The sequence below is a fragment of the Rhizocola hellebori genome (assembly GCF_016862955.1).
Taxonomy (GTDB): domain Bacteria; phylum Actinomycetota; class Actinomycetes; order Mycobacteriales; family Micromonosporaceae; genus Rhizocola; species Rhizocola hellebori.
This window is the reverse complement of the sequence record NZ_BONY01000015.1, coordinates 1-26,789: the sequence shown is the minus strand read 5'-3', so window position 1 is coordinate 26,789 and position 26,789 is coordinate 1. Positions and strand designations below refer to the sequence as shown.

General features: G+C 66.2%; 29 protein-coding genes. 13 read left to right on the top strand and 16 right to left on the bottom strand.

The features are described 5' to 3' along the window. The first annotated feature begins 48 nt into the window (after positions 1-48). Together Rhe02_RS14345 and Rhe02_RS14340 are read left to right on the top strand one after the other, a co-directional pair. Entirely contained in the window at positions 49-1,584 is a 1,536-nt protein-coding gene (locus Rhe02_RS14345) for a Na+/H+ antiporter (protein WP_203908694.1), read from the top strand. Then, positions 1,581-1,838: a UBP-type zinc finger domain-containing protein gene (locus Rhe02_RS14340; protein WP_203908693.1), complete on the top strand. Its 258-nt coding sequence runs from the start codon at positions 1,581-1,583 to the stop codon at positions 1,836-1,838. Before Rhe02_RS14345 ends, Rhe02_RS14340 begins: the two co-directional genes overlap by 4 nt. A gap of 5 nt (positions 1,839-1,843) precedes the next feature. On the opposite strand, the gene Rhe02_RS14335 is transcribed toward Rhe02_RS14340, so the two are convergent. Together Rhe02_RS14335 and Rhe02_RS14330 are read right to left on the bottom strand one after the other, a co-directional pair. Further along, positions 1,844-2,779 carry a pirin family protein gene (locus Rhe02_RS14335; RefSeq protein ID WP_203908692.1) on the bottom strand — a complete coding sequence of 312 codons (936 nt, stop codon included), beginning with the start codon at positions 2,777-2,779 and terminating at the stop codon, positions 1,844-1,846. 14 nt (positions 2,780-2,793) lie between these two features. After that, on the bottom strand, positions 2,794-3,213 hold the full coding sequence (locus Rhe02_RS14330; protein ID WP_203908691.1) for a Rieske (2Fe-2S) protein: 420 nt from the start codon (positions 3,211-3,213) through the stop codon (positions 2,794-2,796). 152 nt (positions 3,214-3,365) lie between these two features. On the opposite strand from Rhe02_RS14330, the gene Rhe02_RS14325 reads away from it, so the two are divergent. After that, positions 3,366-4,076: a serine/threonine-protein kinase gene (locus Rhe02_RS14325; protein ID WP_203908690.1), complete on the top strand. Its 711-nt coding sequence runs from the start codon at positions 3,366-3,368 to the stop codon at positions 4,074-4,076. A 25-nt stretch (positions 4,077-4,101) separates the two neighbouring features. Here the strand turns inward: Rhe02_RS14325 and Rhe02_RS14320 are convergent, their stop codons facing one another. Together Rhe02_RS14320 and Rhe02_RS14315 are read right to left on the bottom strand one after the other, a co-directional pair. Then, positions 4,102-4,296 carry a DUF397 domain-containing protein gene (locus Rhe02_RS14320; RefSeq protein ID WP_203908689.1) on the bottom strand — a complete coding sequence of 65 codons (195 nt, stop codon included), beginning with the start codon at positions 4,294-4,296 and terminating at the stop codon, positions 4,102-4,104. A gap of 81 nt (positions 4,297-4,377) precedes the next feature. Then, a complete protein-coding gene (locus Rhe02_RS14315) occupies positions 4,378-4,572 on the bottom strand; it encodes a DUF397 domain-containing protein (protein ID WP_203908688.1) in 195 nt (64 codons plus the stop codon). 113 nt (positions 4,573-4,685) lie between these two features. Here Rhe02_RS14315 and Rhe02_RS14310 point away from each other — a divergent pair, with 113 nt between their 5' ends. Then, positions 4,686-5,570: a helix-turn-helix domain-containing protein gene (locus Rhe02_RS14310; RefSeq protein ID WP_203908687.1), complete on the top strand. Its 885-nt coding sequence runs from the start codon at positions 4,686-4,688 to the stop codon at positions 5,568-5,570. A gap of 14 nt (positions 5,571-5,584) precedes the next feature. Here the strand turns inward: Rhe02_RS14310 and Rhe02_RS14305 are convergent, their stop codons facing one another. Beyond that, positions 5,585-6,121: a DUF6232 family protein gene (locus Rhe02_RS14305; protein WP_203908686.1), complete on the bottom strand. Its 537-nt coding sequence runs from the start codon at positions 6,119-6,121 to the stop codon at positions 5,585-5,587. A gap of 414 nt (positions 6,122-6,535) precedes the next feature. Between Rhe02_RS14305 and Rhe02_RS14300 the strand changes: the two genes are divergently transcribed. Continuing rightward, entirely contained in the window at positions 6,536-7,495 is a 960-nt protein-coding gene (locus Rhe02_RS14300) for a C40 family peptidase (protein WP_203908685.1), read from the top strand. Positions 7,496-7,549: 54 nt separating this feature from the next. On the opposite strand, the gene Rhe02_RS14295 is transcribed toward Rhe02_RS14300, so the two are convergent. The 3 genes from Rhe02_RS14295 to Rhe02_RS14285 form a co-directional block, all read right to left on the bottom strand. Further along, positions 7,550-8,485 carry a sigma-70 family RNA polymerase sigma factor gene (locus Rhe02_RS14295; RefSeq protein WP_203908832.1) on the bottom strand — a complete coding sequence of 312 codons (936 nt, stop codon included), beginning with the start codon at positions 8,483-8,485 and terminating at the stop codon, positions 7,550-7,552. A 261-nt stretch (positions 8,486-8,746) separates the two neighbouring features. Continuing rightward, positions 8,747-9,661, bottom strand: coding sequence for a MurR/RpiR family transcriptional regulator (locus Rhe02_RS14290; protein ID WP_203908684.1), 915 nt, complete (start codon positions 9,659-9,661; stop codon positions 8,747-8,749). A 9-nt stretch (positions 9,662-9,670) separates the two neighbouring features. Then, on the bottom strand, positions 9,671-10,288 hold the full coding sequence (locus Rhe02_RS14285; RefSeq protein ID WP_239123819.1) for a dTMP kinase: 618 nt from the start codon (positions 10,286-10,288) through the stop codon (positions 9,671-9,673). 121 nt (positions 10,289-10,409) lie between these two features. Here Rhe02_RS14285 and Rhe02_RS14280 point away from each other — a divergent pair, with 121 nt between their 5' ends. Further along, on the top strand, positions 10,410-11,129 hold the full coding sequence (locus tag Rhe02_RS14280; RefSeq protein ID WP_203908683.1) for an HD domain-containing protein: 720 nt from the start codon (positions 10,410-10,412) through the stop codon (positions 11,127-11,129). Here the strand turns inward: Rhe02_RS14280 and Rhe02_RS14275 are convergent, their stop codons facing one another. Next, entirely contained in the window at positions 11,130-12,125 is a 996-nt protein-coding gene (locus tag Rhe02_RS14275) for a ribonucleotide-diphosphate reductase subunit beta (protein ID WP_203908830.1), read from the bottom strand. Between the two features lie 2 nt (positions 12,126-12,127). Continuing rightward, a complete protein-coding gene (locus Rhe02_RS14270) occupies positions 12,128-14,449 on the bottom strand; it encodes a ribonucleoside-diphosphate reductase subunit alpha (protein WP_373320631.1) in 2,322 nt (773 codons plus the stop codon). Positions 14,450-14,800: 351 nt separating this feature from the next. Between Rhe02_RS14270 and Rhe02_RS14265 the strand changes: the two genes are divergently transcribed. Beyond that, positions 14,801-16,630, top strand: coding sequence for a S8 family serine peptidase (locus tag Rhe02_RS14265; protein WP_203908682.1), 1,830 nt, complete (start codon positions 14,801-14,803; stop codon positions 16,628-16,630). 60 nt (positions 16,631-16,690) lie between these two features. Here the strand turns inward: Rhe02_RS14265 and Rhe02_RS14260 are convergent, their stop codons facing one another. After that, complete coding sequence (locus tag Rhe02_RS14260) at positions 16,691-17,224, bottom strand: DM13 domain-containing protein (protein WP_203908681.1); 534 nt, start codon at positions 17,222-17,224, stop codon at positions 16,691-16,693. 81 nt (positions 17,225-17,305) lie between these two features. Here Rhe02_RS14260 and Rhe02_RS14255 point away from each other — a divergent pair, with 81 nt between their 5' ends. Beyond that, positions 17,306-17,983 carry a response regulator transcription factor gene (locus Rhe02_RS14255; protein WP_203908680.1) on the top strand — a complete coding sequence of 226 codons (678 nt, stop codon included), beginning with the start codon at positions 17,306-17,308 and terminating at the stop codon, positions 17,981-17,983. Beyond that, positions 17,973-18,983 carry a sensor histidine kinase gene (locus tag Rhe02_RS14250; protein WP_203908679.1) on the top strand — a complete coding sequence of 337 codons (1,011 nt, stop codon included), beginning with the start codon at positions 17,973-17,975 and terminating at the stop codon, positions 18,981-18,983. Before Rhe02_RS14255 ends, Rhe02_RS14250 begins: the two co-directional genes overlap by 11 nt. Here the strand turns inward: Rhe02_RS14250 and Rhe02_RS14245 are convergent. Then, entirely contained in the window at positions 18,980-20,086 is a 1,107-nt protein-coding gene (locus Rhe02_RS14245; protein ID WP_203908678.1) for an SdrD B-like domain-containing protein, read from the bottom strand. The genes Rhe02_RS14250 and Rhe02_RS14245 overlap by 4 nt on opposite strands. Positions 20,087-20,135: 49 nt before the next feature. Continuing rightward, positions 20,136-20,792 (bottom strand): FadR/GntR family transcriptional regulator, encoded by a 657-nt coding sequence (locus Rhe02_RS14240; protein ID WP_203908677.1) that lies wholly within the window; start codon positions 20,790-20,792, stop codon positions 20,136-20,138. A gap of 61 nt (positions 20,793-20,853) precedes the next feature. Between Rhe02_RS14240 and Rhe02_RS14235 the strand changes: the two genes are divergently transcribed. Beyond that, complete coding sequence (locus Rhe02_RS14235) at positions 20,854-22,065, top strand: CynX/NimT family MFS transporter (RefSeq protein WP_203908828.1); 1,212 nt, start codon at positions 20,854-20,856, stop codon at positions 22,063-22,065. On the opposite strand, the gene Rhe02_RS14230 is transcribed toward Rhe02_RS14235, so the two are convergent. Then, on the bottom strand, positions 22,062-22,622 hold the full coding sequence (locus Rhe02_RS14230; RefSeq protein WP_203908676.1) for a hypothetical protein: 561 nt from the start codon (positions 22,620-22,622) through the stop codon (positions 22,062-22,064). The genes Rhe02_RS14235 and Rhe02_RS14230 overlap by 4 nt on opposite strands. A gap of 55 nt (positions 22,623-22,677) precedes the next feature. Between Rhe02_RS14230 and Rhe02_RS14225 the strand changes: the two genes are divergently transcribed. From Rhe02_RS14225 to Rhe02_RS14215, 3 genes are all read left to right on the top strand, one after another. Continuing rightward, on the top strand, positions 22,678-23,868 hold the full coding sequence (locus Rhe02_RS14225; RefSeq protein ID WP_239123817.1) for a lipid-transfer protein: 1,191 nt from the start codon (positions 22,678-22,680) through the stop codon (positions 23,866-23,868). Beyond that, positions 23,865-24,953: a CaiB/BaiF CoA transferase family protein gene (locus Rhe02_RS14220; protein ID WP_203908675.1), complete on the top strand. Its 1,089-nt coding sequence runs from the start codon at positions 23,865-23,867 to the stop codon at positions 24,951-24,953. The genes Rhe02_RS14225 and Rhe02_RS14220 overlap by 4 nt, the downstream gene beginning before the upstream one ends. A 99-nt stretch (positions 24,954-25,052) precedes the next feature. Next, a complete protein-coding gene (locus tag Rhe02_RS14215) occupies positions 25,053-25,448 on the top strand; it encodes a hypothetical protein (protein WP_203908674.1) in 396 nt (131 codons plus the stop codon). A 61-nt stretch (positions 25,449-25,509) separates the two neighbouring features. Here the strand turns inward: Rhe02_RS14215 and Rhe02_RS14210 are convergent, their stop codons facing one another. Both Rhe02_RS14210 and Rhe02_RS14205 read right to left on the bottom strand, forming a co-directional pair. Beyond that, entirely contained in the window at positions 25,510-25,833 is a 324-nt protein-coding gene (locus Rhe02_RS14210; protein WP_203908673.1) for a winged helix-turn-helix domain-containing protein, read from the bottom strand. Continuing rightward, positions 25,830-26,561, bottom strand: a complete 732-nt coding sequence (locus Rhe02_RS14205) for a hypothetical protein (RefSeq protein ID WP_203908672.1) — start codon at positions 26,559-26,561, stop codon at positions 25,830-25,832. Before Rhe02_RS14205 ends, Rhe02_RS14210 begins: the two co-directional genes overlap by 4 nt. Positions 26,562-26,789 lie beyond the last annotated feature (228 nt).

Sequence of the window (26,789 nt, the reverse complement as noted above, 5' to 3'; positions counted from 1 at the left end):
AGTTCCCAGGCTGCGGCTTTCGCAAACCGAAGATCTAGGCTCTATCGCGTGGAGCAACTGTTCGTCATCGTCGGGCTGGTCGCTGTCGTCATCGCGGTCTCCGCCCTCGCCCGCAAGATCGGTTTGCTCAGCCCGATCCTTCTGGTGGTATGCGGCCTAGCACTGGCGTTCGTGCCCGGGTTTCCGGTTCCGGCCCTGGACCCAGAGGTCATCCTGATCGGGGTGCTGCCGCCGCTGCTCTACGTGGCGGCGGTGGAAACCAGCGTCCCAGCTTTCCGCTACAACCTGCGCTCCATTCTGCTGCTCGCGGTCGGCCTGGTCATCTTCACCGCGGCCGCGGTCGGGTTCGTGGTGCACGCGCTGGTACCGGGTGTCCCGCTGGCCATCTGCATGGCGCTGGGCGCCGCAGTGGCGCCGACCGATGCGGTTGCGGCGACCGCGATCGCCCGCCGGATCGGCCTTCCGTCGCAAACCGTCACGCTCCTCGAAGGGGAGAGCCTGGTCAACGATGCCACCGCGCTCGTCATCTTCCGCGTTGCCATCGCCGCGACGCTGGGCCACGCGGTGAGCGCAGCGGAGATTGGCGTCGAAGTCTTGCTCGCGGCCGGCGGCGGCATCCTGGTCGGCGTCCTGGGCGCCGTCGTGTTTGGATTGCTGCACCGCAGGACCACCGATCCCTTGCTGGACAACACTCTTTCCCTGATCACCCCGTTCGCCGTGATGCTGGTCGCCGAGTGGATCGAAGCCTCCGGGTTCGTGGCGGTGGTGGTCACCGGGCTCGCGCTGGGGCACCGCTGGCCCACACTGATGTCGGCCGCGTCGCGGCTGCAGATGGGCGCCTTCTGGAAGATGGTGAGATTCCTTCTCGAAGGACTGGTCTTCCTGCTGCTGGGCCTCCAGCTCCGATCGGTGATCTCCGACCTGAACACGCCCTGGCTCGAGGTCGTCGCGATCACCGCTGCCGTTCTGGGCACCGTGGTGCTCACTCGGTTCGGGTGGGTGCTTCCGTCGTTCTATCTGACCAAAACGCCAATGTCCGTGGCCGCTGTCACCTCGTGGGCCGGAATGCGAGGTGTCATCACCTTGGCCACGGCTTTGGCTCTTCCGCTGACTTTGCAGGGCGGTGTCGAGTACCCACGAGAATTGTTTATCTGGCTTGCTTTTGCGGTGATCGTGGGCACACTCGTGGGCCAGGGCCTGACGATGCCCGCCTTCGCCCGGTGGGTGAAACCGCCGATGGACGACCCGACCAAGGAGGTGCTCGCCGAGGCGGCGGTGCAGCACCAGGCCAGCGCCGCGGCCCGAGCCAAACTTGACGAGCTTGCCGAAACCGCCCCGGCAGACGTGGTGGAGCGTTTGCGAAGCCTGACCCAATATCGGGCCAACAAGGCCTGGGAGCGCCTTGGCAGCCATCGCGAAACCCCAACCCAGGCCTACGTGCGCCTGCGGCAGGAGATGCTTGACGCGGAGCGCGAAGTCTTCCGCGCCGCCCGTGACGAGGGTCGCATCACCGAAGCGGTTCTGGTGCGTGCGCAAAGGGACATGGATCTGGAAGAGTCGCTCCTGGAAAGGAGTGAGGAATGAGTTGCGTGCACATTCTCGAATCAGCCGAGGTCCAGCCACAGACCACCGCTGGCTGTCAGGACTGCCTGGCGATTGGTTTCACCGCCTGGGTACACCTGCGGCTGTGCCTGACCTGCGGCAAGGTCAGCTGCTGCGACTCCTCGCCCTACCAGCACGCCACCGCCCACTTCAAGGACTCCGGGCACCCGGTGGTCCGTTCCTTTGAGCAGGGCGAGTTTTGGCGTTGGTGTTATGTCGACGAGACGATCGGCTGAGCCGGCTATCGAGTGCGCCCGCGCGGCACCAGCGTGGTCGCGGGCATCGGCGGGGCCGGCAGCGGTGCGCCGTCAAATCCGGTGACGGTGCCGAAACGGTCGCCCGTAGCCCACTCCTCGCGCATCTGCACGATGTCATCGTGGCTGCGGCCCACAAAGTTCCACCACATCACGATCTCCTCCGGGAAGGGCACCCCACCCAGCAGCAGCCATCGACTGTCCCTCTCCGCGGTCAGCTCCAGCCGGTCTCGGCCGGAGCCAAGGTATTCCAGCACCTTCCCGTCATCGAGGTCGAGCAGCCCGTGCTCGAATTCCGGGTCGAGCGGCACCGTGGCCGTGGTGCCGGCCGGCGCGCTCAGCTGGGCGCCCACGATCGGGGTGTAGGCCTTGGCGGGCGAGGCAAGCTCCCCCAACTGTCCCATGAGGACAGTGATGGTCAGCCCGTCGTAGGTGCCGGACGGCAGCTCGGCGTGATGCTCGAAATGCGCGCCGACCTCACGATCCGAGGCGGGCAGAGCCACCCACAGCTGGACACCGTGCAGGATCGCCGAGCGCTGCGCCGGCGACTGCTCGGCGTGGGAGATGCCGTGCCCGGAAGTCATCAGGTTGAGCTGTCCGGGCACGATCAGCTGTTCGTTGCCGAGGCTGTCGTGGTGCAGCACCTCCCCGGCCACCAGCCAGCTGACCGTTTGCAGCCCGCTATGCGGATGCGGGGCGACGCTCATGCCGGGTTTGCCGGTGATATCGGTCGGGCCGTAGTGATCGATGAAACACCACGCACCGATCATCCGGCGTTCCTTGTTGGGCAACGTGCGCAGCACGGCGGTGCCGTCGCGGGTGCCGATGACCACTTCACGCGCGTAGAGCAGCTCGTTTGCCGGACCGTCGGTGGCCTTCGCGGCGCAGAGCGACTCCTGTGGGTTCGCCTCGAGATTGCTCACCCTTGCCAGCCTACTTAGGCTCGGACCACCTCGGCCCCGGACACCTTGACGGCGACCTGGCGCAGACCGCCCAGGCCCAAAGCCGGTCCGTCGATGACCGTGCCGTCGGCCGCCCGGAAATGCGACATGTGGCCCATGCAGGTGATGGTGCCGCTGCTGTCGGGCGGCTGTACCCGGAAGTTCTGATGCGGGCAGGTGGCATCGAAGGCGGTGAACTCCCCCGCTTTCAGCTGCAACACCAGCACCCCGTCCGCGGAAACCACCCCGCCCCCAACCGGTACGTCGGCCGTGCGCACCAGCCCGCCGTTGGGCGCGGGCCCGGCCTGGGCCGGCGGCGACGGGGCCGGGTCTGAACCGCACGCGCCAAGCAATCCCAGGGCGGCGCATCCGGCCGATATCAGTAGGGCCCGGCGGCCCAGCTCCTCTTGCTGCATGCCACCAACGAGTCGTGACCCGGCCGGGAGGTTCCGTGGCCTAAAGCGGCCAAACGCATCGATGCACTCCAAAGTGCACCTCCACCCGTCTCAGCTGAATTTAATTCAGCTGTCATGGCTTTGTTAGCAGGGATGGGGAAGAATCACCCCCCGTGGACGTGCACCTTGGCACCACTCTGGCGGGTCGATACGTGCTGACCAAGCAGATCGCCCGCGGCGGAGTGTCCACCGTCTACAAGGCGGTTGACACCGGCATGGGCCGGCTCTTGGCGGTGAAAGTTGTCGATGAAGACTATGCCGGTCTGATTCGCCATGAGGCGGAGATGACCCGCCTGCTACGGCATCCGCACGTCCCGAAGATCTTCGATGTCGGGATAGAGAGCGTGCCGAGCGGTCCGAAGGTCGGCTATCTCGCCCTTGAGTTGCTCGACGGCGCAGCCCTCGCCCGCACCATCAACCGTGGCCCGATGCCTTGGCGCAGAGCCCTGCGGATCGCCGGCACAGCCGCCGACGTGCTCGCGGTGGCCCATCGCCGCGGCGTCGTTCACCGCGATCTGAGCCCGGCCAACGTCATGCTGACCCCGCACGGCGCCAAGGTCGTCGACTTCGGCCTGGCCGAGGTGATCGGCACGCAGACGCGGCCGACCGACGACGTCTACGCCCTGGGCGCCCTGCTCTATCACATGCTGACCGGGCAGTCCCGTCCGTCGCGAAGCCTTGGCCCGGCCCCGGTGCTCGCCTTGCCTGGCTTGCCTCCAGGCGTCGCCGAGCTGTGCCGCTCATGTCTGGCCAAGAACGCGGACGGACGGCCCACCGCACGTGACGCCGCGCTGCACCTATGGTCGCTGGTGGGCAGCAGGTAGCCAGTGACGGCGGCTGAGCCTGCGATCAGCCGCCAAGCTCGCCCGCGGCGACGGCGGCACAGAAGGCCCGCCATTCGTCAGCGGAGAAGGTAAGCATGGGCCCATGCCGGTCACGTGATCCGCGTACGAAGACCACATCGCCCTCGAAGCAAACCTCTACACATTCACCAGCTTCACCGCACGCGCTGAGCCACTTTCGCGTGTATCCCTTGTCTGCCATGGCACCCGCCCTGCTCTAGTCGTTCTTTTCCAGGGTGCCACAGCTAGACAAGGTGTTCGCGAGAGTGAATATGAATGGATTTCAGGCGTCGAGTTCGCCGTTTTTGATCCTGGTCACCAGGTCTTGGAAGGCGGGCCGTGAAATCTGGATCGTCTCATTTGGACTCGTCGAGTTGCGTATCCCCACCGTATGGCCAAAATCAGCAATCTCCACGCAGTGGCTTGCTTCACCGCAGCGGGTGCTCTTGTGCCATGATCCGGCAACCCGAAATGTCATCCGTGCTCCAAAAGATCAACTGATACTTGTTGGGTCAACGCCCTGTTGTACACTACGTGTCTGAACCGGAGCAAGAAGCCCGCTGGCAACTAGAGAGGGCGTGTCAGGTCCCCATGTCCAGCCAGGCAAAAGGGCCGACCGTCGCAAGAAGACGGCTCCGGATCGCCCTGCGCGCCGCACGTGAAGGCGCGAGCCTGACTCAGGAACACGCGGCGGAGCTGCTGGAGTGGTCACTGTCCAAAGTGATCCGCATAGAGGCCGGCACGGTGGGCATCTCTTCGACCGATCTTCGAGCCTCGCTCCAGCTCTACAACGTGACCAATCCGGCTGAGGTGCACCGGCTGCTGGCGCTGGCCCGCATAGCCCGGCAACGCGACTGGCTCGCGCCCTACAAAGAGCACCTGCCGACCGCCTACTCCGCCTACATCGGCCTGGAAAGGGAGGCGAGCGCGCTCTACTTCTACCAGCCGCTCGTCATTCCCGGCATCATGCAGACCGAGGCCTATGCGACGGCGGTCATTCCGAGCACCGCGCCGACCGTGCCGCCGGAGGAGAAACGCGTCATCAGCAAACGCGTTCGCTTCGAGCGCCAGCGCAACCTTCTCAACGGCGCCGACGGCCCGGTGATAGACGCGATCCTCGACGAGTCCGTGCTGCACCGAATCTTCGGCGGGGCGGCCATCATGCGTGAGCAGCTGCTCCACCTTGTCACGCTCGGGAATTCGCCCCGGATCAGCTTGCGGGTGCTTGCCTTCAACGCCGGCATCAACACCTTGAGCGGGCCGTTCGTGGTGCTCGAGTTCCCCGATCAGGCCGACGCCGACGCCGTCTATTTGGAGAGTGCCGTCAGCACCTCGCATGTGCTCGATCGCGCCGACGGCATCACCAAACATCGCCAGGTTTTCGACCGCCTCTCGGCGGCGTCGATGTCTCCGGCCGATTCGCTGGAATACATCGCTCTTTTCGCCGCCCGTTACGGCGACCAGATCGCCCAGTAGCGGCCCGCACCCGATCAGCTGGTGGGTGCCATGCCGCCCGGGCTCATCCGGGATGGATGCACCATCGATGGGTGGGGCACGGCGGGTCTTGGCCCGCGCGGGGGCCGTGATCGGTATCCGAGCATGTTGTCGGTGAGCGCTTTGCGCAGATGACGTTCGACGGAGGTGAAAAGCCACCAGTCGTCGCTGACGAAAAGGCGGGTCGGGCGACCCCGGTGGCGTGCCCACAGCTCCATGCGCCGGGGACGGCGATGGGCGCTGCTCAGCGACAGCACCACGAGGCCGAGCAGGACAGCGCAGCTGGCCAGCAGGCCGGGCGCGTGCAGGAAGCGGGCGGACGGCACGAGCACGACCAGGCCACCGACCGCGAGCAGGGCTGAATGCCGGGTAAGGGGATCGTGGGAGGACTGGCGCGTCTGCAGATCGTGAAGGGACTTGAACTCGAAGTGCCTGGCGCCGACCCGGAAACAACTCTGCGTAATGTGCAGGCCGGGCCGGATGGTCACGATAGTCAACTCGGGCTGGCTGTGGTCGGGGTCTTCATGATTCATGAGATCTCCCATGGGCACCCTGTCGGCGCCCGGTGGCACCCGGACGCCGACCTATGTTGGGGCTTTCAGTGAACCGGGCTAACCCCGGCTGCCACCCGTAGCAGCTGTCACCGCGGGACTCGCCAAGTTCGATACACGAGAGCGTGCGTACTCAGTGTTACTCCACCGTGCCTCGTTTGGAAAGGCGTCGAAACGCCACCTGTCAGATTGGCACATTTCTTCAAACGATTGGTGGAATCTTTATGCGCAAGTCACCGTAAAAACGGATATCTGCCCCAGTCGTCACTTGGTTGTCTTGATCCTCGTGGCTACGTTGTCTGCACTGGTCAGGTCCCCCGCTGCCACCCCAGGACAGCACCTACCCAGGGCCGCTCGCCTTCCCCCAGAGCGGCATGAGGAAGGGCTCACCCCAACATGCGCACGGCCTTACGGCTCCTCATTCCCGTTGGAGCACTCTGTATAGGCATTCTCGCCGCCACCTCGACCGCCTACGCCGAACCCACCGTCGCTCAACTCGAGCAGCAGATCACCGAGAAGTCGACCGAGCTGGAGAAGATCGTCGAGCAGTACAACCAGCTTAACGAGCAACTCAAAGCCACCCAGGCGGAGATCACCACCCTGCAGGCCGCGATCGGGCCGCTGGAGCAGCGAGCCAGTCAGGCCCAGGATCGGGTCGCCGATCTGGCCGACACCGCATACAAGACCACCGGCGTGAACGGATTGAGCATCCTGCTCTCCGGCGTCGACGGACGCCAGATGCTGGAACGCCTAGGCACTTTGCAGCACCTGGCCAACGGCCAGCAAGCTCTGATCGCCGAAGCGCACCAGACGAGCGCCAAGCACACCGCGGCCACCAAGGCACTTGAGCAGCGGCAGGCCGAGGAGGATGCGCGTGTCAAGATCAGTGCCGATCAGCGCAAGGCGATCGAAGGCGAGCTGGACAAGCTCAACGCGCTGAAGATGAAGGCTCGTGGTACCACCACATCAGGCTCGTCAGCGGCCTACACCGGCCCTATCCCGCAGATCGCCGGTGCTGCCGGGGCAGCGGTGACCTTTGCCTACCAAGCCATCGGCAAGCCCTATGTGTTCGCGGCAGACGGCCCGGACAGCTATGACTGCTCGGGTCTGACCATGGCCGCGTGGGCCGCCGCCGGCAAGAGCCTGGCCCACTACACCGTGACACAGTGGGAGCAAACCGCCCGCCTCAACCGCTCTCAGCTCGAACCGGGTGATCTGGTCTTCTACTCCGATCTCGGACATGTGGCGATCTACGTCGGTGACAACAAGGTCATCCACGCGCCCACGCCCGGCGACCACGTCAAGATCTCAAGTATCGACATGATGACCCCATACGGATATGGACGGGTGAAGTAAGACAAATATGGCCGCGTCTGCTTGGACGCGGCCATATTTTGCGGAGCTATTGGGTTAGGCGGCTGCCTGGAGCCCTTCGGCCCGGGCGAGCTCGCGGAGCCGCCCCAGCGCCTGGATTTCCAGCTGCCGGATCCGCTCGCGGGAAAGTGAGAAGCGGGAAGCGACCTCGGTCAGCGAGTGCTCGCGACCGTCCTCGAGGCCGTAACGGGCGCGCATGATGCCCGCGGAACGATCATCGAGGTGGTTGAGCAGGCTCTCGATCCGCTGCCGCTCCAACGCCGAGAGGACGATCTCCTCCGGGCTCGGGGCGTCACCATCGGCGACAAGGTCACCGAGGTTGGTGTCGCCGTCGTCGCCCACCGGGGTGTCGAGCGAAACGGTGTCCTGCGACCAGCGAATCAGCTCGGTGACCCGCTCAAGCGGGACGCCCAGGGCTGCCGCGATCTGCTCCGGCTCGGGCTCGGCGCCCAGCTCACGGGTGAGCTGACGGGCAACGTTGCGCATCCGGTTGACGTCTTCGACCAGATGAACCGGCAGCCGGACCGTGCGCTCCTGCTGGGCTATCGCACGGCTGATGGCCTGACGGATCCACCATGTGGCATATGTTGAGAATTTGAATCCCTTGACATAGTCGAATTTCTCCACCGCACGCACCAGACCGGTGTTGCCCTCCTGGATCAGGTCCAGCATGGGCATCCCGGATCGCACGTAGCGGCGGGCGATTGACACGACCAGACGAAGGTTCGCCCTGATGAACAGGTCCTTCGCCTGAGTGCCCTCGGTCATCAGCAACTCGAGCTCTTGGCGGGTGACACCCTTTGGAAGTTTTTCTTCCTCGAGGAGGCTTTCCGCGTAGAGGCCCGCTTCGATAGCCTTGGCAAGGTCGACCTCGTGAGCGGCGTCCAGCAATGGCGTCCGAGAGATTTCGTGCAGGTAGACGCCAACGAGGTCGCGCTCCTCGGCCACCTGGTCCGTGCGCAGCATGGTCATGTTCTCCACGTTCGGGTCCTCCCCCGTAATCGCCGCAGGGGCCTGCGGTGCTGACACCTGCACAACAGATGACGCTTGGAGATGATTCCGCGTTGCCCCTGAAAGTGTCACGAAGAGCTGTGAACTTCCTGATATGGGAATGACAAGGCCCTTAAGATGCCCGTTTTATGACACCAGTAAGCGCCTAGTGATCACAGCGATGCAGGTCACGATGGCCGTGTGAGCTGCATCGCTATCAGTGGCGACAGAGTCGGAAACCCGCTATGACTTCCTTTTCGCGGAAGCCACCCTTCCGTGGGATCCGTCGTTCGCGGCGAGCGCCCGCCCGGCCTTGCCGCGGGTGCGGGCGGCCAGCGCGACGAAAATGCAATCCAGAACGGTCAGCTGAGCGAGCCGGCTGGCGAGCGCTCCGGACCGGTAGGTGGTCTCCCGGGCCGCGGTAGTTACCACGAAGTCGGCGGCCTCGCTGATCGTCGAACGCGGGAAGTTGGTCAACGCGACGGTGGTGGCCCCGGCCTGGCGCGCCCGGGTGAGCATCTCGATGGTGTCCCAGGTGGTGCCGGTGTGGGAGATGCCGAAGGCCACGTCGCCCACGCCGAGCATGGCCGCCGAGGCGAGCGCGCCGTGCACATCGGGCCAGTAGTAGGCGACCCGGCCGAGTCTGTGCAGCTTGGCCTGGAAGTCGGCGGCTACGAAGCCACTCGCCCCGGCGCCGAAGACCTCGATGCGAGTGGCTTTGAGCATCACGTGGACGATCTGCTCGCAGACGACGGGGTCGAGCTGCTGAGCGGTCTCCTCGACCGCACGCGCGTCGTTGAAGGCCACCGTCGCGATGATCTGAGAAAGGTCGGCCCCGGGATGGATCGCCCCTCCCGCCACCCGCGCATCGACCGGCTCCACTCGGCGAGCGGCCTCCTCGGCGAGCCTGATGCGCAGCTGCGGATAGCCGGTCAACCCGATCGACCGGCAGAACCGGACCACGCTGGCCTCTGAAGTCTGGGCGGCAGCAGCAAGATCGGTGATGGTGCGGCGCGCCGCGTCCGCCGGATCTGCCAGCACAATCCGGGCCACACGCTGCTCAGCCGGCGACAATGCCGGCAGCAGCCCGTTGATCTGAACGATGAGACCGGCAGGTCCTTCGTCGGCTCCAGCAGAAACCCGCGCCATCCTTGCCACGACGAGACTTTACCCGGTATCGACGTCGCTTTGCGTAAGCAATAGCTTCCAGACCGCTTGCGCCACCTCGTCCTCGGTCAGCCCGCCGTCGATGTGGACGGCGTTTTCCGCCAGCTCCCGATAGGCCGCACCGGTCGCACGCAGGTAAGAAAGCTCTTCGTGATCAGTTCCGCGGTGCTCTATACGTTGGTACGCGACCTGCGGATCGATGTCCAAAAGGATGAGGAGGTCGGGCGCGGGGAACATCGAGTACGCCAAATGCACGAGACGGGACAACAGGCGGCCACCGCCGTGCACCCGAACGCTCACCCGCTGACAGACCGAGTATCGGTCCATGACGGATATCCGACCGGTGAGGTTGGCGGCCAGCAGGGAGCGAGCGATAGCGAGCCAGCGCAGCGTCGACTCGACCGCAAGCAGCCCACGCCGGCCGAGCAGGCGAACCGGGTCGGTGCCGGCGAGCCGCCGCGACGCGCGCGCCAGCCAGCGCCGCCCACCGGGGTTGGGCCCGTAACGGACCCGATGCCCGGAAGCGCGCAGCGCCTCGGTCAGGCGCACCGCCTGTGTGGTCTTGCCGGAGCCGTCTATCCCGACAAGCGCGATCACCCTCATCGGTTTGCCAGCCACCTCAGCAAACTATCCCGCCGCATCAAACTGGTCGCCGCCAAGGACCTCACCCGGCGGTCCGCCAACACCGCGGAACCGCCAAGGGAGAGCTCCATGGCGTCTATGGGCTATAAAGATTGCCATGACGGGACCGGGGTACCTGCGCACGATGCCCTTGCACGCGATAACCGAAGTCTATGGCGAAGAGGGCCTGCGTGACCGGTTCGCATTGGAAATCAAGGAGCTGCCGGAGCCCGATCGGGAGCAGCTGAGCGCGGTGCTGGACTATGTCCGCGTCCTGCACGAGGGCCAGCGCCGGGTGCGTGAGCCCTATCTCAACCATCTGCTGCGGGTCACCCTGCGGATTCTTTGCTATTACCGCATCACCGATGTCGAGGTGCTCACGGCCGCCCTGCTGCACGACGCGGTCGAGGACCAGCCGTGGCGCATCACCGGGCGTCCGGAGACCGACGACCCTCCACCCACGACAGAGGCGCTGCTGACCCTGGCCCAGCGCTACGGGCATCGGGTGGCCCGGCTGGTCGACGCGGTGACCAACCCCGACTATGACCCGCACCGCGACCGCAACGAGCAGTATCGCAACCATGTCGCTGAGGCGCTCGAGTTCGAGCCGTGGGCCAGAGTGATCAAGATCTCGGACTTCACCGACAACGGGGTGGGCATCATTCACACCACCGGACCGAAGCTGGTGAAGGCCGCCACCAAGTACGCGCCGCTGGTGCCGATCCTGCGCGACCTGCTGTCCAGATCGGACACCCCGCTCGACGACGAGGCCAAACAGCACATACGCGAGCAGTTTGACCTCGCCGAAGAGCGGTTCAAGGCGATCTTAGGAAACTAGCTAGAAGTCCTCGTCGAGCGAGACGCTGCCGCCGACCGCGACCTGGTAGGCGGTGACCCGGCGTTCGAAGAAGTTGGCCAGCTCCTGAACGTCCTGCAACGCCATGAACGGGAACGGGTTGCGAGAGCCGTAGTGAGCGGGCAGCCCCAGCCGCGCCAGGCGCTGATCTGCCACGTATTGCAGATATTCCCGCATGTCGGCGGTGGTCATGCCGGGCAGCCCGGCACCGCACAGGTCCTCGGCGAAGGCCAGCTCCGCCTCCACCGCCTCTTCCAGCATCACGGTCACCGCCTTGCCCATCTGCTCATCGAACAGCGACGGCTCCTCCGCGCGCACGATGTCCACGACGGCGAAGGCGAATTCCATATGCATCGACTCGTCGCGGAACACCCAGTTGGTGCCCGTGGCGAGGCCGTCCAGCAGACCGCGCGAGCGCAGCCAGTACACATAGGCAAAGGCTCCATAGAAGAAGAGCCCCTCAATGCACGCGGCGAAGCAGATCAGGTTGAGCAGGAACCGGCGACGATCCTCTACATCGGACAGAGCGGTCATTTCGAAGACCGAGTCGATCCAGCGGAAGCAGAACTGCGCCTTGCGCGCGATCGACGGGATGTTCTCGACCGCGGCGAAGGCCTCGGCCCGGCTCGCATCGTCGGGCAGATAGGTGTCCAGCAGGGTCAGGTAAAACTGGACGTGCACCGCCTCCTCGAAAAGCTGGCGGCTCAGATAGAGCCGCGCCTCCGGGGAGTTGATGTGCCGGTAGAGGTTGAGCACCAGGTTGTTGGCGACGATGGTGTCGCCGGTGGCGAAGAAGGCCACCAGCCGGTTCACCAGATGGCGCTCGCCGGCCGACAGGGTGGCCAGATCGGGCAGGTCGTTGCCCAGGTCCACCTCTTCGACCGTCCAGGTGTTGCGGATCGCGGCGCGGTAGCGCTCGTAGAAGTCCGGGTAGCGCATCGGGCGCAGGGTCAGATCCAAACCCGGGTCGAGGAGCATTTTCATTGGCACGCCTCGCAAACCTCGGGGTTCTCCACATCCAGCTTGATCAAGGATGTCGGCGCCGCGGCCACCGTCTTGGCGATCGCGGTGGCCGGGCGGGAGCGCAGGTAATAGGTCGTCTTGAGCCCCTTGCGCCACGCGTAGGCGTACATGGAGGAGAGCTTTCCGATCTCGGGAGACGCCATGAAGAGATTCAGCGACTGAGACTGATCGATATAAGGGGCCCGAGCGGCGGCGAGGTCGATCAGAGCGCGCTGCGGCAACTCCCAAGCTGTCCGGAAACGCGAGCGAAGCTCGGCCGGGATCTCGGCGATCTCCGCGATGGAGCCCTCGGCGCGCACGATGCGCTCGCGAAGCGCCGCCGTCCACAGGCCCCGGGTCTTGAGCTCCTCCACCAGATATCGGTTGACCTGAAGGAACTCACCGGAAAGGGTCTCGCGTTTGAACACGTTGGCCACGGGCGGCTCGATGCATTCCGCGCAGCCGGCGATGGAAGCGATGGTGGCGGTCGGGGCGATCGCGATGAGCAGCGAGTTGCGCAGGCCGGTGCGGGAAACCTTCTCCCGCAGGGCGGCCCAGGCATCCGGCCTTACCGGCTGCGCGGAGGCCCAGTGGTCGAGGTGCAGGATGCCCTGCGCCGCGCGAGTGTCCGCATAGGACGGATGAACCCCGAGCGTCGCGGCCAGGTCGGCCGACGCGTCATAGGCGGACAACGCGATCTCCTCGGCTATCCGGGTGGACAGCGCGAGCGCCTCAGGCGAGTCGAAGTCGAGCTTGAGCGCGAAGAAGACGTCGGCAAGGCCCATCACGCCCAAGCCGATCGGACGCCACCTGTTGTTGGCGCCCGACGCCTCGCCGGTCGGATAGTAGGACAGGTCGATGGTGCGGTCGAGGACCCTCACCGCGACCCGCACCGTGTCGCGAAGGCCCGCCCAGTCGACGCCGTCGGCGTTCAGGTGGGCCGCCAGGTTGACCGAGCCGAGGTTGCAGACCGCAGTCTCCCCGTCGCTGGTGACCTCGAGGATTTCCGTGCACAGATTGGACAGATGAACGGTGTTGCCGGGCCGCGCGGTCTGGTTGCAGGTGCGGTTGGCCGCGTCCTTGAAGGTCATCCAGCCGTTGCCGGTCTGGGCCAGCGTGCGCATCATGCGTCCGTAAAGCTCGCGCGCCATCACGGTCTTTGTCGCCTTTTGCGCGGCTTCGGCGCCCCGGTAGGCCACGTCGAACGCCGGCCCCCACAGGTCGACCAGCTCCGGGACGTCCTTGGGGTCGAAAAGCGACCACGTCGTGTCGGCCTCGACCCGCCGCATGAACTCGTCAGGCACCCAGTTGGCCAAGTGAAGGTTGTGGGTGCGGCGCGACTCGTCGCCAGTGGAGTCGCGCAGCTGGAGGAACTCGTCGATGTCGGCGTGCCAGGTCTCCAGGTAGACACAGGCCGCGCCCTTGCGGCGGCCGCCCTGGTTGACCGCCGCGACGCTCGCGTCAAGGGTGCGCAGCCACGGCACGATCCCGTTGGAAAGCCCGTTCGTGCCGCGGATGAGCGAGCCACGGGAACGGATGCGCGACCACGACACCCCGATGCCGCCCGCGTACTTGGAAAGGCGGGCGATCTGGGCATAGCGCTCATAGACCGAGTCGAGCTCGTCGCGGGGCGAGTCAAGCAGGAAGCAGCTCGACAGCTGCGGCCGCCGCGCGCCCGCATTGAACAGGGTCGGCGAGCTCGGCAGGTAGGCCAGGCGGCTCAGGATCCGGTAGAGCTGGGCGACATCGTCGAGATTGCCGGGCAGGGTGGCGCCGGCCGTGCCCGCGCTGCCCACTTCGCCCATCAGCCCGCAGGCGACCCGCAGCAGGAAATGCTGCGGGGTCTCCAGCACCTTGCGCGTGGTGGGATGACGCAACAGGTACCTGTCATAAACCGTGCGCAACCCGAAGTATTCGAACCGCTCGTCGGCGGTGTCGTCGATGAGCGCGGCCAGCTCACCCTCATTGACAGCAACGAACTTCGCCAGGTCGTCGGCGAGCAGCCCCAGGTCATGCCCGGCCCGGACGGCGTCCGGAAAGGACATTACGCCCTGAGTGGCCGCCTCCTGCGCGACGTGGACCGCGAGCAACCGCGCCGCGAGGCGGCTGTAGGACGGCTCCTCGGCCACCAGCGCGGCAGCGGTCTCGATGGCCCGCATGCGCAGCTCTGCTTCGGTGGCCCCCGGCCATATTCCGGCCAGAACGGGACCGGCAATCGCCTCAGGGTCGGTATGCGGGAGGTCCCGCGCGGCCTGGGCGATGGCGTCGGCGAAGGATGGTGCTGAAATCGTGCTGGTCAACGTGCGCTCCCCCTGGAGATTTAGGGCGGAATGGGCACGGCAAAGCGGCGCTGCTCCCAGCGCTGTGTCTACCGTGGACCTTCCCGCGCGGCCTACCCCGCTCCGCCAAACACTACATCTAGTGGCGTCCGACCAAAAGCGACCCCATATCGTCCGGGCGTGTCGCGTGAGCCCCTGTCGATGAGACTCAAAATGGACCGTCAATACACGAACGCTGGGCCGATGCAGGAGTGATCACACGTTAGCACAGGCGTTCGGATTCTTTACCCCTATCCACCATTCATCGACTCACCTATCCTTCCCAACATATCGATGTAGGGCGTTACATCGATTCTTGGAGAGGAGAGGCACATGTTGCGTCTCGCAGCATTGCTGGTGGGTGCGGTCACCGCCGCCTTCACCGCAACCCCCGTTTCCGCCGCCGACGGCTCCATTCTCGGCGTGGGCACCGATCGGGTAGTCCCCGACAGCTACGTGGTGGTCCTCAAGTCCAATGTGGACGCAGACTCCGCGCAGTCGTCACTGCTGTCCCGCTTCGGCGGGAAGCCAGGCCAATCCTGGCGAGCCGCGCTGAAGGGCTTCGAGCTCAACGCCAGCGAAGCGGTCGCCAAGAAGATTGCCGGGGATCCGTCGGTCTCCTTCGTTCAGCGCAACGGCATCTACACGATCCAGGGCGTACAGCCCAATCCCCCGTCATGGGGGCTGGACCGCATCGATCAGCCGAACCTGCCGCTGGACAACAGCTACACCTACCCCAACACGGCGTCGAACGTCACTGCGTACATCATCGACACCGGTATCCGCACCACGCACGTCGACTTCGGCGGTCGTGCGGTTTGGGGCTTCAATGCCGTTGACACCAACAACACCGACTGCCATGGCCACGGCACGCACGTGGCGGGCACCACCGGTGGTACCTCCTACGGCGTGGCCAAGGGCGTGTCCCTGGTCGCCGTCAAGGTGCTCAACTGCCAAGGCTCCGGCACCACGGCTCAGGTGGTCGGTGGCATCAACTTCGTCACCGGCGACCACGACCCCGGCGAACTCGCCGTGGCCAACATGAGCCTCGGCGGCGGCGTCGACACCGCCATCGACAGTGCGGTCAGCACCTCGATCGCCGACGGCGTCACCTACGCCATCGCGGCGGGCAACAGCAACCAGAACGCGTGCAACTTCTCGCCCGCAAGGGTTCCGGAAGCGATCACGCTGGGCGCCTCGGACATCAACGACGCAAGGGCCAGCTTCTCGAACTTCGGCACCTGCCTCGATCTGTTCGCACCCGGTGTGAACATCACCTCGGCATGGGGCGTCGGCGACGACACCACCACCATGACGATCAGCGGAACCTCAATGGCGACACCGCATGCCGCCGGCGCGGCCGCGCTCATCCTGTCGGCCAACACGAGCTTCACGCCGGCCCAGGTGCGCAACGCCATGGTGGCGGCCGCCGTGCCCAACAAGATCACCAGTCCGGGTACCGGGTCGCCGAACCTGCTGCTTCAGGTCGGGGCAGCGACACCGCCGACCGACGACTTCTCGATCGCGGTCTCGCCGGCCTCCGGCACGATCGTGGCCGGAAGTTCCGGCACCGCAACGGTCACCGTCACCACGACGCTGGGTGCGGGCCAGAACGTCAACCTGAGCGCGAGCGGCCTGCCCACGGGCGTCACCGCCTCGTTCGCGCCGGCCTCCGGTACTTCCACCTTCTCGTCGACCCTGACGCTGGCGGTGGCCTCGACCAAGCCCGACGGCACCCACGCCATCACCATCTCCGGCACGGGCGCCAGCGGAACGAAGTCGACGACGTTCACGCTGACCACCACCGGTGGCCCGGTGAACCAGTGCAACGGCACCAACGCCACCGATGTCGCCATCCCCGACCCGGGGACGGCGTTCAGCGACATCGCTCTTGCTTGCAACCGCAACGGTTCCGCGACCTCCACGGTGGAGGTGCACATCCAGCACACCTTCCGTGGTGATCTGCGCATCCGGCTGCAGGCGCCCGATGGCACGCTCTACCTGCTGAAGAACTGGAACTTCTTCGACAGCGCCGACAACGTGAACGCCACTTACACGGTGAACCTGTCCGGCGAAGCCGGCGCGGGCACCTGGCGGCTGCGCGTTGACGACGTCTTCGGCAGCGACTCCGGGTTCATCGACTCGTGGACCCTGAACATCTAAACGCACCTTGCCGTTGCCGGGGTGCGGCCGCACCCCGGCAACGGCCCACGTATTGCCTGGTCAGAGGGGTGCCAGCGGGGCGGCGCCGAAGGAGACCGCGAATCGTTTGCACCAGATGGTCACGCTTGAGTACTGACCCGCCCGGACGTCGGCCGGAACGTCGTAGACCTGGGTGCCATGGGTGCCCTTGAGCCTACCGAGTTCGACATATTTCCCATCATCGAAGACATGCCACCCCGCCCGGCCCTCCAGAACCGGCTGATCCGTCAGCCAGATTCGCAGATCCGGACCGTCCGAAGTGGCCAGATCCCGCAACACGAGCTGGAGCTTGCCGTCGGGCAGGAGCACCAGCTGTGCGGTGCCCGAGGTGGTGTGCTCATGGGTCACCAGCGCGCCCTGCCCGACCAGCGTGGCCACCGGCGCGGCAGAAGGGGCAGGAGCGGACGAGGATGCCGGTTGTGTCGCTATCACGACAGGCGCCGCGTCGTTGACCGTCTTGGACGTGAACAACTTCCACGGCTGGAACCAGTACAACCCGAAGGCGCCCAGGATGAAGACGGCCGCCACACCCCACCACAGAATCTTCCTTCGCATGAGGAAAACCCTATGCGCCATTTGGCATTGCGGCTCAGAACGTAAGCCCTCTGTAATGATCTAAGCAGTAGGCTTCATCCCATGGGCACCCGAGTGTTGGTCGTCGACGACGATCCGACCGTGAGCGATGTCGTCCGGCGATATCTGGAGCACGCCGGCTTCACCGTCGCCCTCGTTGGCGATGGGCTCGCGGCACTTGAGGAATATGCACGGCAACGGCCGGACTTGATGATCCTCGATCTCATGCTTCCCGGCGTCGATGGGCTTGAGGTGTGCCGCAGGTTGCGTGCCACCCCGGGCAGCGCACCGATAATCATGCTCACCGCACTCGGCGAGGAGGTCGACCGGATCGTCGGGCTTCAGCTGGGTGCCGACGACTACGTGACGAAACCGTTTTCTCCACGCGAGCTGGTGCTGCGCGCGCAATCGGTGTTGCGCCGGGCCCAGCCGCCCGTCCAGGATCAGCCGATCCAGGACGGCAACCTGCACATCGACCCCGTGCGCCGGGTCGCTGTGCTGGACGGGGCCGAGCTGGCTCTCACCGTCCGGGAATTCGATCTGCTCTACTTCCTGATGTCCCGGCCCGGCGTCGCGCTGAAACGGGCCGAGTTGCTGGAAGCGGTGTGGGGCTGGACCTTCGGCGACCAGTCCACGGTGACCGTCCATGTTAGACGGCTCCGTGAAAAGATCGAGAAGGATCCGGCTGACCCGCAACGCATTCAGACCGTGTGGGGAGTCGGCTACCGCTATGGTTCGTGATCTGGCGCTGATCCTGCTCGCCGCACTCATCGGCGCGCTGGTGGTGTGTTTGCCGGGGGCCCTGGTCCTGCGGGCGATGCACCGTCGCTCGATCACCCTCAACGTCTTGGCACTGCTTGCCATCACCGTGCTGGCGATGCTCGCCGGCATCATGGCCGTCGCCGAGGCCATGTTCATCTCTGCGCACGATCTTCAAGTGCTTCTTGTCGTGGTACCGATGGCAGGCGCGGTCAGTCTGGGGATGGGCTGGTGGCTCGGGCGCAGGCTGGCGCGCGCCGCGATGTGGGCCGCCGACGCGCGTGAGCAGGAACGCCTGGCCGAGGCGAGCCGCCGCGATCTGGTCGCCTGGGTCTCGCACGACCTGCGCACCCCGCTGGCCGGGATGCGCGCGATGGCCGAGGCGCTCGAGGACGGAGTGGTCAGCGATCCGGTCTCGGTGGCCGAGTACCACCGGCGCATCAGAACCGAGACCGATCGCATGGCCGCGCTCGTCGATGACCTCTTCGAGCTGTCCCGGATCAGCTCGGGAACGTTGCGGCTCAAGCTTTCCGAGGTTTCGCTGGGCGACGTCGTCTCCGACGCGGTGGCCGCCGCCCAGCCGATGGCCGCCGCGCGCGGCATCAAGCTGCTTTCCACCACCGGCCACTGGCCTCACGTCACCGCGAGCGCACCCGAGCTCTCCCGGGTGGTCGGCAACCTTCTGCTCAACGCCATCCATTACACGCCGGAGGACGGCACGGTGACCGTCACCGGTGGCCGTGACGGCGAGGGCGATTGGCTGGCCGTCTCCGACACCTGCGGCGGCATCTCCGAGATCGACCTGCCGCGGGTGTTCGACGTGGCCTACCGCGGCGCCCGGGAGTCGGCACGCACCCCGGGCGCAGGCGGCGGCTTTGGGCTGGCGATCGTGCGCGGGCTCGTGGAAGCGCACGGGGGCCGGGTCGCGGTGGAGAACATCGCCGACGGATGCCGGTTCATTGTCCGGCTGCCCGCGCTCTAGAACGGGTCGTCCTCGCGACGCGACCGGGCGGCGAAGATGAGCCACAGCAACACCAGGGCCGCGATCACCACCAGCCCGAGCGCCAGCAACCGGATCAGAGCGAAGCCCTCGCTCGAGGTGGAAAGCTCCTCCAGGCCGTCCAGCGTGGGCACACCGCCGGTCACTTGCGGGGCAGCGGTGGCGAACGGGAGCAGCGTCGAGGGCAGCTCGACCACCCCGAAGTTCTGCTCCCCCACCGACGACGCCACCATCTGCACCTGAAGCTCAAGGTTTGTCGTCTTGTCGAATCCGGGTGGCGGGGCAGCGATCAGCGTGTATTTCCCGCTCGCGGTCACGAAGAACTCGTAGGCGCCGGTCTCAATCGTGGTCGCCGTCGCCGTGCTGCCCTGTGGCCGGCGCAGGGTGATGACCACACCCGCCTTACCGGCCTCGCCCGCATCCGCGGTGGCGCTGCCATCGGCGTCCTCGAAGACCTTGCCCCGGATGAAGGCGCCCACGGTGTAGTCGCGGCACGCGGCAGCCGCCTCGGTGTGCCGCTCATCGCCGGAATAGGTGGCCGCGAAGGATTTCGTGCCGAGCGAACCATCTTGCAGGTTGACCGAGCCCTGCGGCTGGCCGGTCACCGGCAGAATGCTCACGGAGGTGGCCTTGCCCGGCCCGCATCCCGCGGCTGGCCATCGACCCACTTCGACCTGACCGGCGGCGTTGCCCAGCCCGCCGGACAGCGCGATGCCCGGCTCGACCCGCTCGCTGGACTCAAACGTGTTCTTCGGCAGAGCGGTCACGGCGGTCACCTTGCGCTGCACCAGAAACGGCTGGCACGGCGCGTTCAGGCCGCCATAGCTGACCCGCAGGCTGTGCGGACCCGGATTTCCCGTCTGCAGATCCGGGCCGGTGTGGGTCCCGTTCGCGGCGGACACCGAGGAGAACATCTGCGGCGATCCTTCGCAGTCGCCGTTGTTGTAACGCCGGTAGGCCAGGGTCGAATTGCCGCTCGCGCCGGAAATGGTCACCGTCGGCCGGACCGAGTCGGTCACCAGATACTTCGGCTCCAACTTGACCGTGATCGTCGCCGCTGCCGCCGCGGGTGCCACTACAAACATGGACATCAATATTCCGACGACCGCGGCGGACAGGAGACGCATGGTGGCACTACAGCTCCAGGAAGGCACCCGCGGCACCCGCCGCACGGACCGAATCACCTGCCCGGATGGCGTCCACCAGCTCAGAGTGGTCAACGTAGGCCTCCGGGGTGAGATCATCACCTATCTGACCTCGCAGGCTGGCCAAAAGGGCCTCATGAAAAGAGGCGTAAAGCTCTGCCAGCATGGAGTTGTGGGCTGCCCGGACGATCAGCATGTGCAGCGCGGCGTCGGCCTCCACGAAGTCCGCGGCCACGCCCGAGGCCCAAGCCGCCTCGCGTGCCTCAAGCGCGGCATCGAGCTCGCGCAGATCACGGTTGGTGCGCCGGTGCGCGGCCAGCCGTGCCGCCTCAACCTCAAACGCCCGCCTCACTTCGATCGACTCGGCGAGCTCGGCGGCCTCCATACGCCGCGCCACCACCCCGGTCAGTTCATGGCGCGCGGTGACGTAGGTGCCGGAGCCCTGACGCCTTTCCAGCACCCCGGAGTGAACCAGCGCCCGCACGGCTTCCCGCACGGTGTTGCGCCCGACGCCGAGCGCGGCGACCAGATCGGGCTCGGTCGGGATGCGGGTGCCCACCGGCCATTCCCCCGAGCTGATCTGAGCGCGCAGCTGCTCGATGATCTGCGGTACGAGCGCTTCGCGCTTCGGCGCACGCAGTGTCATTGCTTACAACCCCTCGCTCAATTCATCCCATGATTCTACGATCGAAATCATGCCTCCAGCGATGACCCTCGCGCCCACGGTGCCGGCTCCGGCGCGCCCGATCATCGAGGCCCGCACGGTCAGCCGCGGCTTCGTGCTTGCCGGGATCCTGCTCGTGGCGCTCAATCTACGTGCCGCGATCACAGGTTTGGGGGCACTGCTTCCCGAGGTCACCAATGGCCTGCACCTGTCCGGCACGGTCGCCGGTTTGATCACCACCCTCCCTGCGCTCAGTTTCGCCGCCTTCGGCGCGTTCACCCCGCACCTGACCCGGCGATTCAGCTCCACCCAGATCCTGCTCGGATCCATGGTTGTCCTAGCTATCGGCCAGGGCGCCCGTGTTGTTACCGATTCCTCGCTCGTCTTCCTCATCTCCACCGCCTTGGCCATGTCCGGGATCGCGGTGGCCAACGTGCTGTTGCCGGCGCTGGTCCGCGAACACTTCCCGCACCGGGCCGGGCTTGTGACCGGCATCTACACGATGACCCTGATCGCCGGAAGCGCCGCCGCCGCGGCCGCCTCCGTGCCCATCGCGCACGCCCTCGGGTCGTGGCGCGCCGGGCTGGGGGTCTGGGCGCTGCTGGCCGCGGTCGCGGCGCTTCCTTGGATCGGTCGGGCTTTACCCGGTACCCGGCAAAGAAAATCGGATTTGAGAGTGGGCAGAACCCGGCTCGGCTGGGGGATGGCCCTTTACTTTGGGGCGCAATCACTTTCCGGCTATGCCACGATGGGCTGGCTCGCGCAGATCTTCCGCGACGCCTCGTTCAGCCCCGCGAACGCCGGCCTGCTGCTGGCCGGAGTGACCACCTTCGGCCTGCCGATCGCCCTGCTGATGCCGACCCTCGCCGGACGCCGCAAGGACCTGCGCCCGCTGGTCCTCGGGCTGTCCACCGCGATGATCCTCGCCTATCTCGGCCTCGCCTTCTCGCCGCACACCGGGGCCCTGCTCTGGGTGGCGCTGCTGGGCATCGGCCAGGGCGCCTTCCCGCTGGCGCTGGCGATGATCGGCATGAGGGCAAGAACCCGGGACGGAATAGTCGCCCTCTCCGCCTTCGCGCAGAGCACCGGCTACGTGATCGCCGCGCTCGGCCCGCTGGTGGTCGGCATGCTGCACGACCTCACCGGCGCCTGGCAAATCCCCATCGGCTTCCTGGTCGCCGCGGCCATCGTGCAGGTCTTCGCCGGTCTCGCCGTCGCCCGCCCCCGCTTCGTCGAGGACGGCGTCTCCGGCTAGAGGCGTTGTTTCCAGGTGGTGGCTCGCACTTCCACGCCGGTGTCGGTCGGGCCGAGCACTTCGAACATCGCTATCCGGGCCTTGCTTGTTCTGAAGCAGAAGCGGTCACCGGCTTCGTAGCTGAGGTGATCGCTCACGCCGTGGGTGGCCAGCAGGGTCGCGCAATCGTTCTGGCCGGGGACGCCCGCCCCGGTCCACTTGACCATGCAGTGCGGCGAGGAGATGGCGTCGTCGGTGAACCACTGATAGACGTCTGTGTCTGGGTACTCCGAGTCGCGGATCGGGCCCTGGCTGCCGTCGAAGTCCATACTGGACGCCAGCAGCATTTTGCTCGGCGGCCAGAGCACCTCCTCGTTGAGCCGCTTGCCCTGCGTATCGGTCACGGCCGGTCCGTCGGCGGGCTGGCCGTCGGGGTTGCGGCCGGCCGGTGTATCGCCAAAGAACTGCTGGCCGACCAGGAAGCTGGCCAGGGCTACCAGTGCTGCCAACAGGGTGCCCGCAGCAGTGATCATCGCGATGGTCGACGACCAGGATGAGCCCTTCTTCGCATCGTCCACTGTGGCATTATGCATGGCTCTATCCCGATCGCCGGAAGCCAATTAACATACAGTCGTGACTGTTTCTAAGGTGTACGTGGTCGGCGTCGGCATGACCCCGTTTCGCAAACCGGGCCGCGACGAAATCGACTACCCGGAGATGGTGCGCGAGGCGGGAAAGAAGGCGCTCGATGACGCCGGTGTCGCGTATAGCGCTATAGAGCAGGCCGTCGTGGGCTACGTCTACGGTGACTCGACCTGCGGGCAGCGCGGCGTCTACGAGCTCGGGCTGACCGGCATTCCGATTAGCAACGTTAATAACAACTGCTCGACCGGCTCCACCGCCCTCTTCCTGGCCCGCCAGCTGGTGCAGGGCGGGCTCGCCGACTGCGTGCTGGCGCTCGGGTTCGAAAAGATGCAGCCCGGCTCGCTGACCGCCCAATTCGGTGACCGCGAACAGCCGCTGATGCGCCACCTGGCCGCGCTCTCGGAGCTTTATGAACTCACGGCCGCGCCCATGGCAGCGCAGATGTTCGCCGACGCCGGCCGCGAGCACATGGCGAAATATGGCACCACGGCGGAACAGTTCGCGCGGATCGCCGAGAAGAACCATCGCCACTCGGCCAACAATCCCTACGCTCAGTTCCAGACCATCTACTCGCTGGAAGAGATCCTGGGCTCCACGATGATCCATGAACCGCTGACGAAGCTGCAATGCTCGCCGACCTCCGACGGCGCGGCGGCTGCGATCCTTGCCAGCGAACGCTTTGTCAACGAGCACGGCCTGGCCGATCGCGCGATCGAGATCGCCGCGCAGGAGATGGTCACCGACACCACGGCCACCTTCGACGACCGCAGCGCCATCAGCATCGTCGGCGCGCAGATGAGCAAGCTGGCGGCGCAACGGGTCTACCAGAAGTCCGGGCTTACCATCGCCGATGTGGACGTCATCGAGCTGCACGACTGCTTCTCCGTCAACGAGCTGCTCACCTACGAGGCGCTCGGCATGTGCGGTGAGGGCGAAGGCGGCGGTCTCATCGATCGCGGCGACACCACCTATGGCGGCCGCTGGGTCGTCAACCCGTCGGGCGGCCTCATCTCCAAGGGCCACCCGCTGGGCGCCACCGGCCTCGCCCAATGCACCGAGCTCACCTGGCAGCTGCGTGGCACAGCCGACGCCCGCCAGGTCCCCGGGGCCACCGTGGCGTTGCAACACAACATCGGCTTGGGCGGCGCTGCCGTCGTCACGATGTACAAGAAGCCATGACCGGTCCGCTTTCCGGGCTCCGGGTGATCGAGCTGGCAGGCATCGGCCCGGGGCCCTTCTGCGCCATGTTTCTTGCCGACCTGGGCGCCGATGTGGTGCGCATCGACCGGCCCAGCGGCGGAACGTCCGCGGTGGAGTACAAACTCGATTTACTCAATCGTGGCAAGCGATCCGTGGCGCTCGACCTGAAAACCGAGTCGGAGACGGCGCTTCAGCTGATCGAAAAGGCCGATGTGCTCATCGAGGGCTTCCGCCCCGGGGTGGCCGAGCGGCTCGGCGTCGGGCCGTCGGTCTGCCTGCAGCGCAACCCGCGGCTCGTCTACGGCCGCATGACGGGCTGGGGCCAGACCGGCCCGCGCGCACACACCGCCGGGCATGACATCGCCTACATAGCCCTGTCGGGGGCGTTGCACACGATCGGCGAGCACGACGGCCCGCCTCAGATTCCCCTCAACCTGCTCGGCGATTTCGGTGGCGGCGCCATGTACCTGGCCGCCGGAATCCTTGCCGCGCTTTGGGAAGCACGCTCCTCCGGCCAGGGCCAGATCGTCGACGCGGCCATCGTCGACGGCGCGGCCCACCTGCTGACCCTGCAATGGAGCATGCTCGCCGGGGGCACCTGGCGCGACGAGCGCGGCGTCAATCTGCTCGACGGCGCCGCCCCCTTTTACGGCGTCTACGAGACCGCCGACGGCAGACACATGGCGGTCGGGCCGCTGGAGCCGCAGTTCTTCGCCGAGATGATGCGCCGCCTCGACCTGACCGACCACGCCGCCGACTACTTTGACCGGGAGCGTTGGCCCGGTTTGCGCGCGCTGCTCGCGGCGGCTTTCGCCGCCCACCCGCAGGCACATTGGACCGAGCTGTTCGCCGACTCGGATGCCTGCGTGGCACCGGTTCTGTCAATGCGGGAAGCCGCCGCCGACGCCCACCTGCGCGCCCGGGGCACGTATCTTGAAAGCGACGGTGTGATGCAGCCCTCACCGGCCCCGCGCTTCTCCAGAACCGCGGCCGAATTGCGGAGCAAACCCCCCGAGCCGGGCGAGCATTCGGTCGCCGAAGTCCTCGCGACCTGGGACATGTAGCCGTGCCTTAAACACCTTCCAAACGCGACCGGACCCCACTCATCATCAGCCCATCGAAGGATGGGAAATGGTCCCATCGCTACGGGGGAAGGGAACACCATGGCCCTCACGAAAAAGAGGCTGGCAGCGCTGGTGGGCGCTGCTGTCATGGCCACCACGGCAACGCTTGGCATCGCCAGCCCGGCCCAGGCCGCCTACGACGCGAAGTACTGCAACATCAACGGGCTCGGCTGGGAGTGCACCACTATCGACATCCCGCCACACTCCAGCCAGCACTGGGTCAAGGTCACCTTCGACGCGAAGGAACGGGGTTGCGGGGTGAAGTGGAAGGTCTACGACACGGGCAACGGCGTTCTTGTCGGTAGCGGCGATTCCGGCAGCGAGGCCACCATTTCCAAGACGATCTATGGCCTCTACGGCCGTTACAAGGCTTACTTCGTCCGTACGGGCGGGTTCCCTTGCGGCGGCGAAGGCGCGATCCGGAACTTCACCTGAGAAAGCGCGCGGCGCGGGTCTCACTCTGCCCTGGCTCGCGCCGCGCCACCCGATCCGGGCGTCAAAGGCTGCCACGTAGCCGTTGCGCCAGCCGCTCCAGCGCCTCCAGCTCCTGTTTGAGCGCCGATCTGCCCTTGCCGGTCAGGCGCAGCCAGGTGGTGGGGCGCTTGCCTTCGTAACCCTTCTTGATTTCCAGCAACTCTGCCGCCTCCAGGGTTTGCAGGTGGCGGCTGAGGTTTCCGTCGGTCAGCTCCAGCTCGCTGCGCAAGGTGGCGAAGGTGCATTCGCTCGCCTCGCTCAGCACCGCCAGAATTCCCAGCCGCACGCGCTGATGGACGGTGTCATCGAGATCCATCGCGGGATGCGTCGGCTTGTCGGTGGTCATCCGCGCGCCCTCAAACCGCGGACGACGCCGAAGACCATCAGTGGCAACGCCATCCACATGAGCAGCCAGCCCGGACGATCTACGCCCAGCAGAGTGACGACGCCCGGCCCGCCCGCCCACGGCGGCAGCCCACCCAATCCCCCGTAGGTCAGGAATGCACCCTGCCACCAGGTGAGCCATCCGATCCACAGCCCGGCAAAGATGAGCCAGCCGCTTCGCTCCACCCAGCCGAGCACCACGACGCCAAGCGCCATCGCGATCAACGGCGTGGCGAAAGCGCTGAGCCAGTCGAGGTCCCGGTTGAGCCGAACCGTGGCGGTCGCCGAACCTACCTCAATGGTTGACGCGGGCACCGAACTGAGCAGTCCAAGCAGGACAAGCGATCCGATGGCCACGATGGCAAACCATTTCCAGGCGACCCGGATGCCGAGTCTGCGCGACCGCCACCTGTACCACCAGCCGATGAGCCCGACCAGCAACGGCAGGCCCAGGAACCAGAACAGATAGGAGACGACGGGACTACGCTGCTCGTCTGGCAACCCGGCCCAATAGGGGAACTGGATCTCTTTGACCAGCCACCTCGAGAAGGGCTGGCTGTAGAGCAAGCTGCTGCACACCAAGAAGGTTCCGATAGCCAGGGCAGGCACCCAGGCGCCGCCGTGTGCCCGCGTCCTCACCCGTTGACGAAGCTGCTCCACCTCGGAGAGCACCGTGTTCACCTCAGTCACTCCTACTTTGTATCGCAAAGAACATGCTTATGTAAAGAACTTTGTGTCCGCCGAGGCTGGCGCGGGCGGCAGAGGTAGTGCCTCGCGCGTCGGCGGCGCAGCCGCCGGGGGTGACCATGCACGGAGGTGGCGTCGCCGCCGGGAAAGCGGCGCAGCCGCCGGGAAAGCGGCGCAGCCGCCGGGAAAGCGGCGCAGCCGCCGGGAAAGCGGCGCAGCCGCCGGGAAAGC